At 65.0% G+C, this 17,118-nt stretch carries 13 protein-coding genes; 3 read left to right on the plus strand and 10 right to left on the minus strand.

What is annotated here, in order from left to right:
• Positions 1–16 precede the first annotated feature (16 nt).
• The 3 genes from QAZ47_RS27215 to QAZ47_RS27225 all read right to left on the minus strand — a co-directional run bounded on the left by QAZ47_RS27215 (position 17) and on the right by QAZ47_RS27225 (position 2,481).
• A complete protein-coding gene (locus QAZ47_RS27215) occupies positions 17–721 on the minus strand; it encodes a hypothetical protein (protein WP_278231414.1) in 705 nt (234 codons plus the stop codon).
• Between the two features lie 24 nt (positions 722–745).
• The gene (locus tag QAZ47_RS27220; protein WP_278203894.1) at positions 746–1,015 is read right to left on the minus strand and encodes a hypothetical protein; all 270 of its coding nucleotides are present in this window, start codon (positions 1,013–1,015) and stop codon (positions 746–748) included.
• Positions 1,016–1,440: 425 nt separating this feature from the next.
• The gene (locus QAZ47_RS27225; protein WP_278231415.1) at positions 1,441–2,481 is read right to left on the minus strand and encodes a DUF4185 domain-containing protein; all 1,041 of its coding nucleotides are present in this window, start codon (positions 2,479–2,481) and stop codon (positions 1,441–1,443) included.
• A gap of 424 nt (positions 2,482–2,905) precedes the next feature.
• Here QAZ47_RS27225 and QAZ47_RS27230 point away from each other — a divergent pair, with 424 nt between their 5' ends.
• A complete protein-coding gene (locus QAZ47_RS27230; protein WP_278231416.1) occupies positions 2,906–4,132 on the plus strand; it encodes a hypothetical protein in 1,227 nt (408 codons plus the stop codon).
• A gap of 15 nt (positions 4,133–4,147) precedes the next feature.
• Here QAZ47_RS27230 and QAZ47_RS27235 read toward each other — a convergent pair whose 3' ends face one another.
• The 7 genes from QAZ47_RS27235 to QAZ47_RS27265 form a co-directional block, all read right to left on the minus strand.
• Entirely contained in the window at positions 4,148–4,621 is a 474-nt protein-coding gene (locus QAZ47_RS27235) for a DUF4189 domain-containing protein (RefSeq protein ID WP_278231417.1), read from the minus strand.
• Between the two features lie 51 nt (positions 4,622–4,672).
• Positions 4,673–5,263: a hypothetical protein gene (locus tag QAZ47_RS27240; RefSeq protein WP_278231418.1), complete on the minus strand. Its 591-nt coding sequence runs from the start codon at positions 5,261–5,263 to the stop codon at positions 4,673–4,675.
• Between the two features lie 165 nt (positions 5,264–5,428).
• Entirely contained in the window at positions 5,429–6,004 is a 576-nt protein-coding gene (locus QAZ47_RS27245) for an invasion associated locus B family protein (RefSeq protein ID WP_278231419.1), read from the minus strand.
• A gap of 65 nt (positions 6,005–6,069) precedes the next feature.
• Complete coding sequence (locus QAZ47_RS27250; RefSeq protein ID WP_278231420.1) at positions 6,070–10,209, minus strand: YadA-like family protein; 4,140 nt, start codon at positions 10,207–10,209, stop codon at positions 6,070–6,072.
• Positions 10,206–10,661: a hypothetical protein gene (locus QAZ47_RS27255; protein WP_278231421.1), complete on the minus strand. Its 456-nt coding sequence runs from the start codon at positions 10,659–10,661 to the stop codon at positions 10,206–10,208. The genes QAZ47_RS27250 and QAZ47_RS27255 overlap by 4 nt, the downstream gene beginning before the upstream one ends.
• Positions 10,662–10,857: 196 nt before the next feature.
• A complete protein-coding gene (locus QAZ47_RS27260) occupies positions 10,858–11,373 on the minus strand; it encodes an AraC family transcriptional regulator (RefSeq protein ID WP_278231422.1) in 516 nt (171 codons plus the stop codon).
• A 367-nt stretch (positions 11,374–11,740) separates the two neighbouring features.
• Positions 11,741–13,264 (minus strand): helicase HerA-like C-terminal domain-containing protein, encoded by a 1,524-nt coding sequence (locus QAZ47_RS27265; protein WP_278231423.1) that lies wholly within the window; start codon positions 13,262–13,264, stop codon positions 11,741–11,743.
• A gap of 255 nt (positions 13,265–13,519) precedes the next feature.
• On the opposite strand from QAZ47_RS27265, the gene QAZ47_RS27270 reads away from it, so the two are divergent.
• Together QAZ47_RS27270 and scpA are read left to right on the plus strand one after the other, a co-directional pair.
• Complete coding sequence (locus tag QAZ47_RS27270; RefSeq protein ID WP_278231424.1) at positions 13,520–14,962, plus strand: methylmalonyl-CoA mutase family protein; 1,443 nt, start codon at positions 13,520–13,522, stop codon at positions 14,960–14,962.
• Positions 14,959–17,082 (plus strand): methylmalonyl-CoA mutase, encoded by a 2,124-nt coding sequence (gene scpA, locus QAZ47_RS27275; RefSeq protein WP_278231425.1) that lies wholly within the window; start codon positions 14,959–14,961, stop codon positions 17,080–17,082. The genes QAZ47_RS27270 and scpA overlap by 4 nt, the downstream gene beginning before the upstream one ends.
• Positions 17,083–17,118: the final 36 nt, after the last annotated feature.

Here is a 17,118-nt window from a genome sequence, read left to right on the forward strand (position 1 = left end):
GAGCGTCTGGTCCCGATCATGCGATGCCGCGCACGCTCTTGAGCATCAGGGCAACGAGGATCGTCGCGACGAAGAAGATGCCTTCCCAGCCGCGCAGCCAGGCGGGACCGACGCCAAGAACCTGCTGCCGCGGCAGCCCAAGGTCGATCCTGTCGAACGGCAAGTCGTCCGGCAGATAGCCGGCGGGGTTGCCGACCAGCACGTTCCACCAGCGCCATTTCTGGATGACCGACACCGCCTGCGTCACCGGCACGTCGGCGACTGCCGCGCCTGCCCGGTCGATGATCCGCGCGTGCGGCACGCCATCGCCTGCGTTCACCCAGCGTCCCTCGAAGTCGTTGGACACGGTGATGCCAACCGGGGCGTCGGGCGGCGGGTAGACGTCGCCGTAGCGGCTGTCGAGCCAGACGGCAACCAGGAGCAAGGGCAGCGACGCGGCGATGGTTGCCGGAAACACCAGCGCCACGCGCCGCAGCGCCAACGTCAGCATCCGGCGAAGAAGGGGCCAGGCTTCCTGGAACTCGCCCTCGAAATCGGCAACGCTCTGCTGCGCCCGCGCATATGCCAGCTTGATCTCCGCAATGCGCTTTTGCGGCGAAAGGAGCCGGTAGAGCTCCATGCCGAGAAAGGCCCCGAACGCCGCCCAAAGCACCAACTTGGCCGATGACGGCAGGAAGGGCGTCAGCCAGTTGTCCAGCGCCGAGAGGACTGGCGATGGCATGTCCAGGAGACCCATCGGACTGCCTCAGCGGCCGATTTCGTCGCGTGAGCCGTCACTTTCGGTCCGGCCGGCACGCCTTTCAGTGGGCTTCATCCCGCGCGACGCACGCCGACGCCTCAACGCCTTACGAAACGGCCAGGCTATGATGAATGAAAGAGCCGTGGCCAGAGCGGCGACGAGCGCCCAGAGAGCGCCCAGCAGGCCCAGACCCGCTCCCGGTCCGACATAGGCGAAAGCGGCTGTCGGAACGGTCAGCGCCAACATGAAGCAGATCGAGGCGATGAGCCTCCGCATATCGTGGCCTCCTCATCTCAGGATGGCTTCGACCAAGGAGAGCGCGCAGCGACGGTTCATCCGTCTACGCAGATGTCTCCTGGATCGTTCATAGCGATCCTCGCTGCCCCCACAGCCCAAGAGCTTGACGATCCGGCACGGACAACAAGCGACGACAAGTGAATGCCGCGCACCACGGTCCGGTTCCGGCTTTACATCTAGTGCCCGGTCGCCGGCCGGCCACCCAACCCTGGGCAGGCCTGGTGGTTCGGTCGGAAAAGCAATCGATTTCAATAAGTTGATTCGATCCGTTGCCAGGATCGACAGCACAGGCAGCCGGTCCTAACGCATTCGTGAACCGGACAGATCCGCTCCCAGCTATGCCTAAGAACGGGCGCCCACCCAGGCGGACCTGCCGGCTGATCCACCTGGGAGGAGCCAGCCGATCATTTCGAGCTGACCGGTGTCACCGCGGCGCCAAGCGGCGCGACCGGATCGTCGGCGGAGACGACCGCCGGGGCGGCCGGCTCGAGCCTCGTATGCATCAGGAAGACGTTATAAGGGCCCCACTGGGACATCGTGTAGTAGAGATCGCCATCGATCTCGGTCCCCGGCACGATGTAGGGCGCGTAGAGACCCGGATATTGATCCGCGGTCACCACCGCCTGGGCGTCGCTCCAGGGGCCAGTCAGCGCGGGGGCGGTGCGCAGCACCACCGCTCGCCGGTTTTCATCGAGATACATCATCAGCCAACGGTGATGGGGCTCGCTCCACGCCACGGAGAGCTCACCCACCGGCGCGGGCACGACCAGGGCCGCGGATTTGGCATCGGCACCCCACTTCGTGCCATCCCAGTACTCATAGGCATCGGGCGTCAGGATGCGCTCACGCGCGACCCGGCGCAGCCGCACCCCGCCGAAGCGCCCTTCAGGTATGCCGAAGCTGTAGAGAAAGCCGTCCGCCATGACGAAGGCAACCTGTTCGAAACCGCAGTCCTCGCGCCATGTCGCCCCGGCCGGCTTCGCCCATGTCTGTCCGTCGTCATCGGAATAGGCGAGGCCCGAATGGCCGACCGTCCAGTTGCCGCCCGTTAAGCCCCAATGCCTGACCGACATATAGTGGAGATAGATGCGCCCTCCCAGGGAGATGCCCTGGGTCGGGATGACGGTCTTCTCATCACCGTCGATCTTGCGCGAGCGGATCAGCTCTTTGGCCGCGCCGTCCGGGCCGGTGACCATGGATTCGAACGGAAAGCCGTGGCGCGGATCCGGATCGGCGATGCGGGCCATGACGTTGCTGCGCCAATTGCTGCCGCCAAAGCCACCTGCCCCGAAAGTATCGCCAAAGACCATGTACAGCCGGTCGCGGTGCCAGAACATGTGACCAAGGTCGGTCCCGTAGACGCCCCAGCGCGCAGCCGTGTCGTTCCGGGAATTGTTGCCGGTGACCTGATTCAGCATCTCGGTGCCGAGCACGCGCAAAGGCATGACGTCCTCTTTGGCCGGACCGACTGCAGCGGGAGCTTTCGCGGCCTCTTCCGGCGACGTAGCCGGCGGCTGAATCGGCGCGGCAGATGCTGCTAGCGTGGAGCTACGCGGGTCAGTTGGAGGAAGATTTAATAAGATGCCCAGACACGACAGATTCAAGAATACGAGCCAAAAAACCCGCCCCACGCAACGCCCCTTTGTTAGTCACAACCCAAGTCGGACTGTTACGTATTGTGATCAGATGGCGGAATTGCGACAGCGCCGCATGAATGCGCCGCAAAGCTGAATTCCGAGCGATCCTGTAATTAACCTATTGATTATCTTATGATATTTTTTCCACAGGCAGACATGGGCCGCCTCTCCCTCACAGAATGCGACTCTTGGTCCAGATGAGTGATTGAACCCACCCTCCCGATAGGGGTTGGTGAAAATCGGGCTGATTTCTGTGGCGGGCCGAACAATCGACAAAACCCCGGAGGTGCCCGTGGTCCTGGCAGTCTCAACAAATGCGTCGATGGGCACCAGTACCCGCGTCATGCGGCTGGCGTGGTTCGTGGCGTTGCTGTGCTACGCGGTCCTGCTCACCACGTTCCACTATGCTTCCACGACCGTCTGGTGGATCGCCAGCCCGGCTCTAATGGCCGACTTCATCGCGGCGGCGCCATTTCAAGGCCGGGTGCTGCTGCCGCTCATCGTCCACGCTATCATGCGCGTCACGCCCTGGTTCGACGTCGACCTCCTGTTCGCCGCGGCCGAAGTCGCCGCCTGGATGCTGCTGGTCGTCGTGGCGCGTAAAGCGCTTCGGGTGTTCCGCATCGAGACATCGGATCTCGTCAGCGGGATTCTGGCGCTGACGATCACGGTTCCGGTCGCGCTGCATCTGATCGTGCCCGACCTGGAGGTCCACTCGGTATTGGGGCTCGACAGCGGCGTTCTCGAATTGGGAAAATGGCAGACGGTGCCGTTCTTCCGCTATGTCTACGACCTGCCGGCGGCTGTCTTCACGCTGGCGCTCGTGCTCTGTCTCGCACGCTTCGTCCAGACACCAGGAACGGGCTGGTTGACGACCTATCTCGGTCTGTTCGCGCTTGCCACCGTGAACCGCGAGACCACAATGTTCTTGCTGCCGGCTTTCCTTGCCGTGTGCTGGGGGGTGCTCGACCGCCGCACGATTGCGACGGCGCTGGCGGCGCAGGTGATCATTTTCGTCGTGATCCAGGCTGCCATCAGATGGTTGTTCCCGGGGCTGCCCAATCCCTATGCCAGCATCCCGGGGACCAACTACGAGATCCATCTGACGGACAATCTCTGGCTGTTCACCAATCCCCTCTATCTGTTGACCTATCTCGCCCGCTTCGGCGCCGGCCTTTACCTGCCCGTCCTGCTGCTGCACCGCTACCTCGACCCGGTGCTGAAACGGACACTGCTGTGGTTCGGCATACCGTTTCTCGTATCCACCGTGCTTTTCGGGCGTCTGGTGGAGCATCGGGTGGTCATCGAAATCGTGCCGTTGCTGTGGCTGGGCGCCGTCCAGGCAATCAGCGCCTGGAGCACGGATCAGGCGCGGCAGTCCCAGACCCATGGGCGGGAACCGTTGCCTTTAGAGGCTCAGCGCGGGCCTGAAAGCGCAAAGCTCCTCGTCGGCGATTGAGACGACGTTCCAGCGTCAGGTGCAGACCCACTCGCGGATCTTGCACTCCTTCTTCTCGCCCCCGCACTGCGCCGTGGCCCTGTCCTCGGCCTCACGGCGGGTCGTGGCCGAGGCGGCGCCCCAGAATGGGGTTGCCGCGCCGCGGCTCTTGCCGACGGAGAGGGCCGCGCAGTGCTCGTAGGGGAAGCCGGTGCCATCGTCATCGTCCCAGTGGCGATGGTTGCGGAACACCTCGACGACCCTGCAGCCGGCACCATCGGCGTTCTCGCAATGCTTGAGCGCGATGTCCTCCGCCTCGTCGCGCTTATCGGCGCCCCAGAAGAAGCCGTGCCGGCCGTCGCCCGGCGAATAGGCGATCGCGCCCCAGATGCCTTTTTCCTCGCCTGTCGGCGCCGGCGGCGGCGCCACCAGGTCCGCGGCGTGGCTCGCAATCGTAAGCCCGGCGAGCGCCGCAAGAGCGGGCAATGAGAGGCGGCGATTGATCAGCATTCTCGTGCTCCATGTTGCAGCCATTCAGCAATCCACCGCGGATCCCGACCCCTATCCGCCCATCCGCGCGACGGAGACGACGATGCAGGTATTTCCGGTCGGGACCAGCAGGGCCTGGCCACCATCGTTGGCCAGGTTGAAAAGCACCGTGTTCGAAAGATTGTCCGTCGCAACGCTGCCCTTCGGCAGGGTTTGTGCGACTTCCTGGCAGGATTTCTGGAACGGGGCGATCCGCACGAAGCCGCCTTCGCAGGTCTGGCCGACAGGCGAGGCAAAGACGACGCCGGCGGCTTGCGTCTTGTAGTCAGGCAAGTCGTAGCTCATGCCGGCGACCGCCTGCAGAGCATGGGTATCCGGAGAGGATTTGTCCCATTGCGTTTGGACCGCATAGCTCGATCCCGCGGTGAGAGCCTGGCCGAGCGTGGCGAAAAGGTTGGCGCAGGTGCGGACGCCTGCCTGGGTCACATGCGCCTGAAACGGATTCTTGTTCGCAGAGGCATCCGCCGGCGCGGGCTTGGTTTCCGCGGGTTTGGCTTCTGCTGGCTTGCCTTGGGCGGCGGGCGCCTGCGCTTGCGCCGAGGCCGTGCCCGCGACGAGCGTGCCTAGCGCGGGGAAGAAACGGAACGACAGGATGACCGCCACCGCGACGAGGACAGCGAACGCGCCGAGCAGCGCGGTGTTTCGCAGCAGCCGCCAGACCGACGAACGCCTCGGCGGCAGGCTGGCCGACGGGTCTTGCGGAGCTCCCGGCTGAGGTCGCATCAGAATTCTTTCCTCGATGGATTGGCGTGTCATTTGCAAGTCTTTCTATTTGATGGCCGACAGCGCGGTCTTGAGCCCCTTGAAAGGAGCGTCGAGGCTGACCGCCGCGCCCGACGGCAGGGAATAGGTAACCTGGACGGTGGTCTCCTTGCCGATCTGCTCGCGAAGCACGGGCCCCACCGGGAGGTAACCGACGCAGACCGACGCATCGCAGGCCTGCAGTTGAACTTCGACCGGCTGCTTGCGGCCAGCGATTTTCAGCGAAAGCTTGCTGCCTGCGCCCGTGGCGCCGGGGGTCCGCAATATCAGGAAAGGCTTGCCCTTCTCGTCGGCCGCAAGCGACCAGCTGAAGACCAGCGCCTGGCTCTGGTCGATGAAGGACTGGCTGATGTTGCAAACTTTCTTCCTGGCCTGCAGGTTCTCGTCGCAGATCAGCGTCCAGTTCTCGAACGGACGCGTGGTCCGCTGATATTGGCCAAGCTTCACGTTCGCGGGCACCGCGACTTCCGAAGGCTTTATCCGATAGGCAGACGGGACTGCCTCCTGCCCGGCCGCGCGCGGGCCGGACAGGAGCAGGCAGGTCAATGACATCGCTATGACAGAGACCGCGTACCTGGTCATGAACGGACTGCTTGTTTGCGCATGATCTTTCCGCAAACCGCTACACACTTTCCGGGATCATGCTTCTAGTTGATGGTAAAGCTGACGCCCGCGCCGACACCCCAGTGGCCGCCCGCCGTCGTGCCGGACACGTTGGCCCGGGCGCGCCCGTCCTCGCTGGTGTAGCCGGCGCCGAACGCGACGGCTCCCTCGCCGCGCCAGTAGCCGCCGCCTGCCGCCACGCTGAGCTTGCCTGGACGATCGTCATAGCGCAGCGAAGCGGCCGCCAGGCCGATCGCGGCCGCCTGGCGCGCCTCGCCTCGAGCCTCGCCCATGTCCATGTTGAGCTGGCTGAGCTTGGAGTCGGTATAGGCATTGGCCTGCTGGAGCGTGGTGGCCGCCACCTGGTTGGTGTAGGTCTTGGAGTCCGTCAGGTTGAGCGCCAGTTGGTCGGTAAGCTGCTTGACGTTGACCGCGTCGGTGTCGGCTGTGCCGGCGCCGACATTGTGGATGACGACGGGCGCGTTCACGTCGCCGCCGACCAGCGTCAGCGAGTTGGACTTGGTGCCGTCCGGGTTCTTGTCATATTGGACGGAGAACTCGGTCAGATTGCCGACGCTTCCCTGCACAGCTTCGACAGCCTGGTTGGTCGCATAGAGCTGGCTGCCGTTGATGGCGTCAGTCGAAGTCTGGCTGATCCGGCCCGCGGCCACGTTGGTGACGGTGCGCTCGTTGCCGACGCTGCCGACGCTCACCGTGCTGGTCGGCGTGGTGCCGGCGAAGGTGTAGGCGACGCCGTTGATCGTGGTGCCGGTGGTGGCGACCGCGGCCGCCGTCGTCGAGCCCGCGCCAAGTGCGACGCTGCCCGGCTCGTTGGCCGTGGCGCCGGCGCCGAGGGCTACGGCCTGGGCGCCGTTGGTGGTGGCGTTGGTGCCGAGCGCGACACTGTCGGCCTGGTTGACGGTGGAGTTCTGGCCGATCGCGATGCCGCCAGGCGCGGTCTGCTGGACGATGGCGCCGTTGCCCATGCCGATGCCGTTGTCGCCGTTGACGGTGGTGCGCGGGCCGATCGCCACCGAATCGGTGCCGACCGCCAGCGAGTCCGAGGCGGTCGAGTTGGCGTGGAAGTACATGGTGCCCGTCACCGCGAAGGAGCTCAGCGCGCCCTTCAACTGGCGAAGCGTGACGGCGTCCTGGTCCAGCGTGCCGTCGGCCACGTTGGTGATCTGGCGATAGGATGTCGAGTTACCCACCGACACGGCGCCGAGGAGCGTCAGGTCAGTGGTGTTGTAGGGGATGAGGCCGGTGCCAGAGAGGATCGATCCCGACACGGGCGCGACCGTGCGGTCCGAGACCGAGCCGGCGCCGAGCGCCACTCCGCCGAGGATCGTGGCCTGGGTGCCCCGGCCGAGCGCCAGCGCATCGGCGGCGGACGCGGTCGCCTGGTAGCCAAGCGCGGAAGAGCCCACCCCTTGCGCGAACGCGTCGGTGACCGGGAGCGTCGTGTCGTTGGTGCGCACATAGCGGATGCCGTCGCCATTGGCGTCCGTGTAGGCGGTCGAGGTGTCGCCGGCAAAATTGTTGATGGTGTTGCCGAGAGTGGTGATGTCGGCGGTGTTGGCGGCGATGTCGGTGGTGTTCTGCGTCACCTGCTGATTGGTGGCGAAGAGCTGCGAGCCATTGACGGCGTCGGTCGACGAGCCGCTCAACTGCCCGGCCGCTACGTTCTGGATCTGGCGCTCCGCGCCGACCGCGCCGACCGAGAACGCACCCGCCGGCGTGGTTCCGGCGAAGGTGTAGCTCACGCCGCCGATCGTCGTGCCGCCGACCGCGGTCGTGGTGCCGGACACCGAATTCAGACCGATCGCCACGTCGCCGGCATTGTTGGCCACGGCATTCGGGCCGATCGCCACCGAATCCGCCCCCAGCGCCTGGGAATCGGCGAGCGTCGAATTGGCGTGGAAATACTTGATGCCGCCGCCGGTGTTGATGTTGGTGACGGTGCTCGCGAGGCTGTCGACGGCTTGATTGGTCGCGAAGAGCTGCGAGCCGTTGACCGCGTCGGTCGAGGACCCGCTGATCCGCCCCGCCGCAAGATTGGTGAGCGTGCGTTCGGCGCCGGGCGCGCCGATGCTCACCGTCGAGGTCGGAGTGGTGCCCTGGAAGGCGTAGGTGGTGCCGTTGATCACCGCACTGGGCGTGCCGACCGCTACGGCGGTCACCGAACCAGAGCCCAGCGCGACATCGCCGGAGCTCGCCGTGGCGAGCGCGCCATTGCCCAGCGCGACATTGCCGACGAAGCCGGCGGCACCCGCGGTGGAGCCGTTGCCGAGCGCGACCGAGCCCTGCCCGATCGCCTTGTTGCTGTTGCCGATCGCGACCGCGCCGGCGGCCTGGTTGGCGGCGGTGGCGCTGGCCGTGCCGTCGCTGTTGGCAATATTGTTGGCGCCGCCGGTGAAGGCGCCGGTGCCGCTGGCATAGCTCGGATCGCCGATGGCGACCGCACCGTCGCCAAAGGCGGTGTTGCCGGAGCCGATGGAGACGGCCTTGCCGCCTGTGGCGACCGCATTGGTGCCCATGGCGACCGCCTCGGCGGAATCGGCCTTGGCGCTTGTGCCGAAAGCGATGGCGTCCTGCGCGCTCGCATTGGACGACTTACCGATCGCGCTGGCATTCACACCGCTCGCCGTGGCGCCAAGTCCCAGCGCGGTTGCGCTTGCGGCGGTCGCCGTGGCGTTGTTGCCCAGCGCGGTGGTGGAGGTGTCCGTGGCTTGAGCGCCCGAGCCCGCCGCGACCGAGCCCACGCCGCTCGACACGGCCGAATTGCCGAGGGCCAGCGCGAATTGACCCGAAGCCGTGGCGACGTTGCCAAGCGCAGCCGAGTTTATCGCCGTCGCATTGGCCTGGGGACCAATGGCAATGGCATTGGTTCCTCTCGCCATGGCATTGTAGCCGATCGACGTCGTTGCGTTGTTCGTGACGCCGATACCAGCGTTGGTGCCGATCGCGATGTTGTCGTTACCCGTCACCAAGCTGCCTGCGGACGCCTTGAGCGTGGCGTCATAGGCCACGGAGCCGTCGCCTGTTCCGAACGCGACATTGCGCGCTCCGGTTACGCCGGAGCCGGCGCCCCGCATTACGCTGGCGATGCCGCCGCCGATCGCGCTGTTCTGGGCGCCGCTCACGAGCGTGCCGGCGGCGATGCCCACCGCAAGGGAATTCGTATTGGCGGTGGTTGAGCCAGCGCCGGCGCCCTGTCCGACGGCAACCGTGCCGTCGCCACTGGCCAGCGCCTGCCCGCCGAGCGCGAGTGCAGTGTTCCCCGTCGCGCGAGCCAAATTGCCGATAGCGACCGCTGCGGGACCGGCCGCGTTGGCCTGATAGCCCGCAGCGAAAGCATAGATTGCGGTGGCCTGGGCCCGTGTTCCGATCGCGACTGCGTCGTCAGCTCCCCCGTTCGCGTTGATGCCCAAAGAGATCGCTTGAGCCCCGCTGGAGACCGCCCCACCGCCGATCGCGGTGCTGCTCACACCGCTGGCAGTGGAGGACTCGCCTAAAGCAAGGGCGTTTGCCTGGCTCGCGGACGCGTTCGAACCCAAGGCGACCGCATTGATGGCAGTGGCGTCGGCGCTAAGGCCCCCAGCAAAGGACCCGGAGCCTGAAGCGGTGGCCGTCGAGCCGAGGGCGACGGCGTTCGCCGCGCTTGCGGTGGTATTGACACCAAAGGCCGAAGCCCCGTCCGCCAGTGCGCGGGCGTTCCCGCCCACGGCAAGGGCATTGACGCCGGTCGCGTTCGCGAAGACACCCATGCCTATGGCGTTGAGGCCATTGACACCCATCGAATAACCGATGGCGATCGAAGCATCGCCCGTTGCGTTATTGGAAGTGCCCAACGCCAGGCTGTTCGGGTTATTCGCTTTAGCACCGTTACCGATGGCGACGGCGTTGCCGCCTGTCGCGGTTCCGCCGCCGGCGGCATACTGCGCCAGAGCCGGTGTGGCGAAGCCACCGAATGCGATCGCACCCAGTGCCACCGCCAGCATCCGGCCGCTGCCCATCGTCCCGAGTCCCAAGCCCCTGCGCCGCATACCCAACACGCGATGCGCGTTGCGCAGCGCCGCCATCAAGCGGCGCCGGAGCGAGCGGCTGTCGGCCGCGCCGGAGACCCAGTTTCCAGCGAAGCGGTCCGATCCGCGCCGGATGATTCGTTCTTGCCTGAAGTTCATTGCGAGAATGCCTCCTTTGGTGGGTCACGCTCGACCGCGGCAGGTTCCGCCGACCCTGCCGCTGATGCGTGTCTGCTCGAAAATGGGATGACGACATCGGCGCCGCGCGCGAGCAGCGCATGGCCCTGTTTTTCACCGATGGCCTCGACGCGATCGAGCGTATTTTCAAGCCAGGCGTCACCCTCCTCAGGCACTGCCTGGAGCGCCGCCGCGACCCGCTCGGTTGGGATCAGCGGCTCGAGATAGGACCGCACCGCCGCCAGATGGACGGCAGGCGTGTCATGCGCGTGAACGACGGCGGTGAGGCCGTAGAGATAATGGGCCAGCAGCATGTCCTGCTTGGCCAGGGGAACGCCATTTCCATAGCGCTTCTCGAGCGTCCTCGATGCCGACTCCAGCCAGTAGCCGATCTCCTCGGAAAGGCTTCGACCGATGGCCGTATCGTCGCTCATGTCCCCTCAGCCGCCTCGGAATCCGGAAATAGCCGGACCTGCTGGAGAAAGACATGTTTTCGGAAACTCGTATTTCAACAAATTGCTGTTTATTTGAAAATATACAGCAGATATTCGGGAGGTTAATACAAAATTACTTTAGTTATATCTTTTATAAGCCGACGCATAAATAAACTTGCAGTAAATTAGCACCACCTTACTCGTTGGCCTGCGATCGACCCTGCCGTGCTCGTACCTGCTGCGGGGTCGCGTTGCGATATTTCTTCATCATGGTGGTGAAGTGGCTCTGGCTCGAGAAGCCGCTCAAATCGGCAATGTCCGTGATCGACATGCGCCTGTCGACAAGCAGCTTTTCGGCAAAGTCCAGGCGAAGGCCAAGGACATACTGGTGCGGCGGCACCCCGAACGTCTTGGAGAAAGCGCGGGCGAAATGATAGGCGGAGAGATCGCATATGGCCGCCATCTCCGCCAGCGACAGCTTGCGCGAAAAATTCTGACCCAGAAATTCCTGTACCTGACGGGTATGCTTGGCCGACAACCCGCCTTTCGCGTTCAGCAATGGGCGTCCATCGAAATCAGTTTCCGAAAATACGGTTGGCAGATCATCGTCGCGCCGCAACTCGGCCTCCTGATGCCTGGCCCCCGCCAGTCCTAGCTCAACCTGAACGCGTGTCTTCGGTTCCCTGGGCAAAACAATCGTGATCATGCGCATGGGTTGATATCGCCCTCGGGTTTGACCCGGCGACAGGCTTGCAAAAGCCATGATTTGGGGCCTTCGGTATTTCAGGAAATTGCGGTCCTGCCGGAAAAAACTTCGCTCGCGAAAACTTTAAATTCTGGCGATGTGATCTGCTTATCGCGGAGTAAGATTTGATCGTCGAGAGGTAACGAAGTCAGCTTCCGACACGGTGCGGTCCCGTGACAGATTCACGGCGAGTGGGTCCGCGCCCGATATCGGTAGCTTTGCGGATGTGATTCGCACCGCACTGCGTTCGGCTCAGGCAGCGGAAGTAAAAAGGTCCTGCGGTTGGCGACGGTCTGATCCGGCAAGTCAGGGTAACGGTCGGTCACCGCCCTCGCTACCGTCCCCTGGCCAGGCTGCCCAGGATGCCGCGCACGATGGCGCGGCCGACGGAGGAGCCTACCGAACGCACCACCGACTTGATCGCGGCTTCGGCCACCGTCTGGCGGTTGGAGGACCGCCGTCCGCTTGTTCCCAAAACGTCGTCGAAGCCTGGAATGGTCCAGCGCGAGCCGCCGCTGTTCTGCTGCTGCGCCTGCGCCTCGGCGTCCTGCGCCTCCTTGGTCTTCTTCTGCAGGATCTCGAAGGCCGATTCGCGGTCCACCACCTGGTCGTACTGGCCGGCGACCGGGCTCTCGGCGATGATCTTGCGGCGCTCGTCGGGCGTGATCGGTCCAAGCCGAGAGGACGGCGGCCGGATCAGCGTGCGCTGGACCATGGCAGGGACGCCCTTGTCCTCCAGCATCGAGACCAGCGCCTCGCCGGTGGCGAGCTGGGTGATGGCGGTGGCGCAATCGAAATCGGGATTGGGCCGGAAGGTCTCGGCTGCAGTGCGCACCGCCTGCTGCTCGCGCGGCGTATAGGCGCGCAGCGCGTGCTGGATGCGGTTGCCGAGCTGGGCCAGAACCTTTTCCGGGATATCCAGCGGGTTCTGGGTGACGAAATAGACGCCGACGCCCTTGGAGCGGATCAGCCGCACCACCTGCTCGACGCGGTCGACCAGCACCTTCGGCGCGTCCTCGAACAACAGATGCGCCTCGTCGAAGAAGAAGACCAGCTTCGGCCGCTCGAGATCGCCGACTTCCGGCAATTCCTCGAACAGCTCCGACATCAGCCAGAGCAGGAAGGTGGCGTAAAGCCTGGGGTTCATCATCAGCTTGTCGGCGGCCAGAACGCTGACCGCGCCGCGGCCGTCGCGGGTGGTGCGCATAAGATCGGCGATGCGCAGCGCCGGCTCGCCGAAGAAGTTCGCGGCGCCTTGGCTTTCCAGGACCAGGAGCGTGCGCTGGATGGCGCCGACGGACGGTTTCGTGACATTGCCGTAGCGGGCGCTGAGCTCGTCGGCGCGCTCGGCGATGTTGGCAAGCAGGGACTGCAGGTCCTTGAGGTCGAGCAGCAACAACCCCTCCTCGTCGGCGATGCGGAAGGCGATGTTCATGACGCCTTCCTGCGCTTCCGTGAGGTTCATCAGCCGCGACATGAGCAGCGGTCCCATTTCCGAGATGGTGGCGCGGATCGGATGGCCCTGCTCGCCGAACAGGTCCCAGAAGATGACAGGGAATTCCTGGAACTGGTACGGATCGAGCTTCACCTCTCCGGCACGCTTGACCAGGAAATCCTTGGCCTCGCCCATCATGGCGATGCCGGACAGATCGCCCTTGATGTCGGCGCAAAAGACCGGCACGCCGGCGTTGGAAAAACCCTCGGCCAGGACCTGCAGGCTGACCGTCTTGCCGGTGCCGGTGGCACCGGTGATCAGCCCGTGGCGGTTGCCGTAGCGCAGCAGCAGCTCCTCGGCACGCTGGTAGGAATCGTCAGGCTTGCGGCTGGCGCCGATGAAGATGCTGGTGTCGTCAGCCATATGTCGGTCTCCGCAATCTGTTCCGTCAAAAAAACGCCCGGCCTCATCGGAGGTATAGTAACGCTGTGGCCGTGCGACAATGCCAATCATTGAAACGGCGCCGCCGGCGGAATTCGATCTTTTGAAGCTTGCGGATTTTGAGCATGTTTGGCAATCGGTTAGCGGCTGCCGGGGCAACCGCGACGGATGTCGCATTGTGATATCCGGCCGAGAACCTTAGACTGGTGGCTGATGCGGCAAGAGACGAGGAGTGCGATGGGCGCCGGCGCCTTGACCAGGGATGTCGACCTTCCGAACCCGGACGCCAAGCGCTGGCTGGCGCTGGCGGAAAAGGCGCTTGCCGGCAGTTCCTTCGAGGAGAAGCTCGTTTCGCATACCGATGACGGCATCCGCATCGAGCCGCTCAGCGAACGCTCGGCCAGCGCCGAGCCGCTGGTGCGCATCAATCCGACGTTGCCCTGGATCGTCAGCCAGCGCGTCGACGATCCGGACATCGTCCGCGCCAGCGCCCAGGCGCTGGAGGACATCGCGCAGGGCGCCACCGGCCTTTCGCTGGTTTTCGAGGGCGCGCCGAATGCCTTCGGCTACGGCCTGCCCAGAACCGCGGAAGCGCTGGAAAAGGTGCTCGACGGCGTGCCGCTCAACCGCATGCAGGTGCGCATCGACGCGCATCCGTGGAGCCGCGCCGTGGCCGATTGGCTGCTCGCCTTCCTGACCCGGCGCCGATCCGACCCGACAAAGCTCAACCTTTCCTTCGGCATCGACCCGGCGGCGATCTTCGCCGGCACCGGGCGGCTGCGCACCTCGATCGAGGCGCTGCAGGAATCGATGCCGCAGTCGCTGGCGCATTTCTTCTCGATGGGTGTGCCGGGTGCGCTGCTCGAAGCCGACGGCCGGGTCTTCCACAATGCCGGTGCCACCGAGGCGCAGGAACTCGGCACGATGATGGCTTCCGCCGTGTCCTATCTCAGGATGTTCGAAAAGGCGCGCCAGCCGCTGGTCTATGCCGCGCCCTATATCGGCTTTGCCCTCAGCGTCGACCAGGACCAGTTCCTGTCGATGGCCAAGGTGCGGGCGTTGCGCAAGCTCTGGGCGCGCATCCAGGAGGCCTGCTCGATCCCGGCCTCGACGGCTAACGTCCACGCCGAGACCTCCTACCGCATGATGACGGTTGCCGACCCGGAAACCAACATCCTGCGCACCGCGATCGCCGCCTTCGCCGCGGCGACCGGCGGCGCCGATTCCATCTCCATCCTGCCGCACACCATCGCGCATGGGCTGCCGGCCGGATTCGCGCGGCGGGTTGCCCGCAATGCACAGCTGATCATGGCGCATGAAAGCCATCTCCATCATGTCGCCGATCCGGCCAGCGGCTCCGGCGCGGTCGAGGCGCTGACCGACGAGCTTTGCGCGGCGGCCTGGCAGGAATTCCAGCGCATCGAGGCCGAGGGCGGCGTGCTCAACAGTCTGCAGCAGGGCTATATCCAGAACCGCGTGCAGACGGCCGCCGCCAAGCGCAATGCCGCCTATCGAGCCGGTGAACGCGGCATCATCGGCACCACCTTGTTCCGCGTCGGCAGCGAGCGTCCGGTCGAGACGTTGCCGGCCGAACGCCGCCCGGCGCTGACGGAGGGTGTCGCCGTGTGCGAGCCGCTGTTTCCGGTGCGTATCGATCAATCGATCGGAGCCGGATCATGATCCCGGATTTCAGCCAGGTCGCCTGGTCGGCGCCGCGCCGCGCGCCGGTGGAGCTCAAAGGCCAGCGGATGACGCCGGAAGGCATCGCGGTCAAGCATCTCTATACGCAGGGCGACCTCCAGGGCCTCGCCAGCCTCGACACCTATCCCGGCCTGCCGCCCTTCGTGCGCGGCCCCTACCCGACCATGTATGTCCAGCAGCCCTGGACGATCCGGCAATATGCCGGCTTCTCGACGGCCGAAGAATCCAACGCCTTCTACCGGCGCAATCTTGCCGCCGGCCAGAAGGGGCTTTCGGTCGCCTTCGACCTCGCCACCCATCGCGGCTATGACAGCGACCATCCGCGCGTTGCCGGCGATGTCGGCATGGCGGGCGTGGCGATCGATTCCATCCTCGACATGCGCCAGCTCTTCGACGGCATCCCGCTCAACGAGATGACGGTGTCGATGACGATGAACGGCGCCGTGCTGCCGATCATGGCGCTCTACATCGTCGCGGCAGAGGAACAGGGCGTCGCGCAAAAGGATCTCGCCGGAACCATTCAGAACGACATTCTGAAGGAGTTCATGGTCCGCAACACCTACATCTATCCGCCGAAGCCCTCGATGCGGATCGTGTCGGACATCTTCGCCTATACGTCGCGGCATATGCCGAAGTTCAATTCGATCTCGATCTCCGGCTACCACATGCAGGAAGCGGGAGCGACGGCCGATCTAGAGCTCGCCTACACGATTGCGGACGGCATCGAATATGCCCGCGCCGGCGTCGCCGCCGGGCTCGACATCGACCACTTCGCGCCGCGCCTCTCCTTCTTCTGGGCGATCGGCATGAACTTCTTCATGGAGGTCGCCAAGCTGCGCGCCGCGCGGCTGCTCTGGTCGAGCCTGATGAAGAAGAACTTTTCGCCGAAGGACGAGCGCTCGCTGTCGCTGCGCACCCATTGCCAGACCTCAGGCTGGTCGCTGACGGCACAGGACCCCTACAACAACATCACGCGCACGATGATCGAGGCGATGGCGGCGACGCAGGGGCATACGCAGTCGCTGCACACCAATTCCTTCGACGAGGCGATGGCGCTGCCGACCGACCATTCGGCGCGGATCGCCCGCAACACGCAGCTCATCCTGCAGAAGGAATCCGGCACCACGCGCATGATCGATCCATGGGGCGGCTCGGCCTATGTCGAGCGGCTGACGCATGATCTGGCGGCGCGCGCACTCGCCCATATCGAGGAGGTCGAAAACCTCGGCGGCATGGCGGCGGCGATCGAGAAAGGCATTCCGAAGCTGCGCATCGAGGAAGCGGCGGCGCGCACGCAGGCGCGCATCGATTCCGGCGAGCAGGTGCTGGTCGGCGTCAATGCGCATCGCCCGGAAGCCGATATCGAGGTCGACGTGCTGAAGATCGACAATGCCGAGGTGAAGGCCCGGCAATTGGCGAAGCTGCAGCGGCTGAAAGGCACGCGCGACGTCGCGGCACTGGAAAACGCGCTGGCTGCCCTCACCCGCGCCGCCGAGAGTGGCGAGAACCTGCTCGAATTCGCGATCCGCGCGGCGCGCGCCAACGCCACCGTCGGCGAGATCTCGCTGGCGCTGGAGAAGGTATTCGGCCGCCATGCGGCCACCGTCCAGACCATCTCGGGCGTCTATCGCGAGGCGCTCGGCGACAATCCGGCGGTCGACCGGCTCAAGGAGAAGATCGAGGCGTTCGAGAAGAAGACCGGCGCCAAGCCGCGCATCCTGGTCGCCAAGATGGGCCAGGATGGCCACGATCGCGGCCAGAAGGTAATAGCCTCCGCCTTTGCCGATCTCGGCTTCGACGTCACCGTCGGGCCGATGTTCCAGACGCCGGACGAGATCGCGAAGCTGGCGGTGCAACACGACGTCGACATCATCGGCGCCTCCTCGCTTGCGGCCGGACATCTGACACTGATCCCCGAGCTCAAGGACGCGCTGAGGAAGCTCGGCTATGGCGACATGCAGATCGTCGCCGGCGGCGTCATCCCGCCGCAGGACTATGACGCGGTGCTGAAGGCGGGTGCCGCGGAAATCTTCCCGCCTGGCACCGTGATCCCGCAGGCTGCGGACCGGCTGATGGATCGGCTGCTGGCCAATCGGTGAAGACTTGCTCAATTGACTGAAAGGTTGTTCTATAAC

Source organism: Mesorhizobium sp. WSM4904 (genome assembly GCF_029674545.1).
Lineage (GTDB): Bacteria > Pseudomonadota > Alphaproteobacteria > Rhizobiales > Rhizobiaceae > Mesorhizobium.

Bases quoted from the DNA above. Each gene is read 5' to 3' on its own strand.
- QAZ47_RS27225 (WP_278231415.1), bottom strand. From the start codon at position 2,481: ATGCCTTTGCGCGTGCTCGGCACCGAGATGCTGAATCAGGTCACCGGC.
- QAZ47_RS27260 (WP_278231422.1), bottom strand. From the start codon at position 11,373: ATGCGCATGATCACGATTGTTTTGCCCAGGGAACCGAAGACACGCGTT.
- QAZ47_RS27220 (WP_278203894.1), bottom strand. From the start codon at position 1,015: ATGCGGAGGCTCATCGCCTCGATCTGCTTCATGTTGGCGCTGACCGTT.
- QAZ47_RS27215 (WP_278231414.1), bottom strand. From the start codon at position 721: ATGCCATCGCCAGTCCTCTCGGCGCTGGACAACTGGCTGACGCCCTTC.
- QAZ47_RS27250 (WP_278231420.1), bottom strand. From the start codon at position 10,209: ATGAACTTCAGGCAAGAACGAATCATCCGGCGCGGATCGGACCGCTTC.
- scpA (WP_278231425.1), top strand. From the start codon at position 14,959: ATGATCCCGGATTTCAGCCAGGTCGCCTGGTCGGCGCCGCGCCGCGCG.
- QAZ47_RS27235 (WP_278231417.1), bottom strand. From the start codon at position 4,621: ATGCTGATCAATCGCCGCCTCTCATTGCCCGCTCTTGCGGCGCTCGCC.
- QAZ47_RS27255 (WP_278231421.1), bottom strand. From the start codon at position 10,661: ATGAGCGACGATACGGCCATCGGTCGAAGCCTTTCCGAGGAGATCGGC.
- QAZ47_RS27265 (WP_278231423.1), bottom strand. From the start codon at position 13,264: ATGGCTGACGACACCAGCATCTTCATCGGCGCCAGCCGCAAGCCTGAC.
- QAZ47_RS27270 (WP_278231424.1), top strand. From the start codon at position 13,520: ATGGGCGCCGGCGCCTTGACCAGGGATGTCGACCTTCCGAACCCGGAC.
- QAZ47_RS27245 (WP_278231419.1), bottom strand. From the start codon at position 6,004: ATGACCAGGTACGCGGTCTCTGTCATAGCGATGTCATTGACCTGCCTG.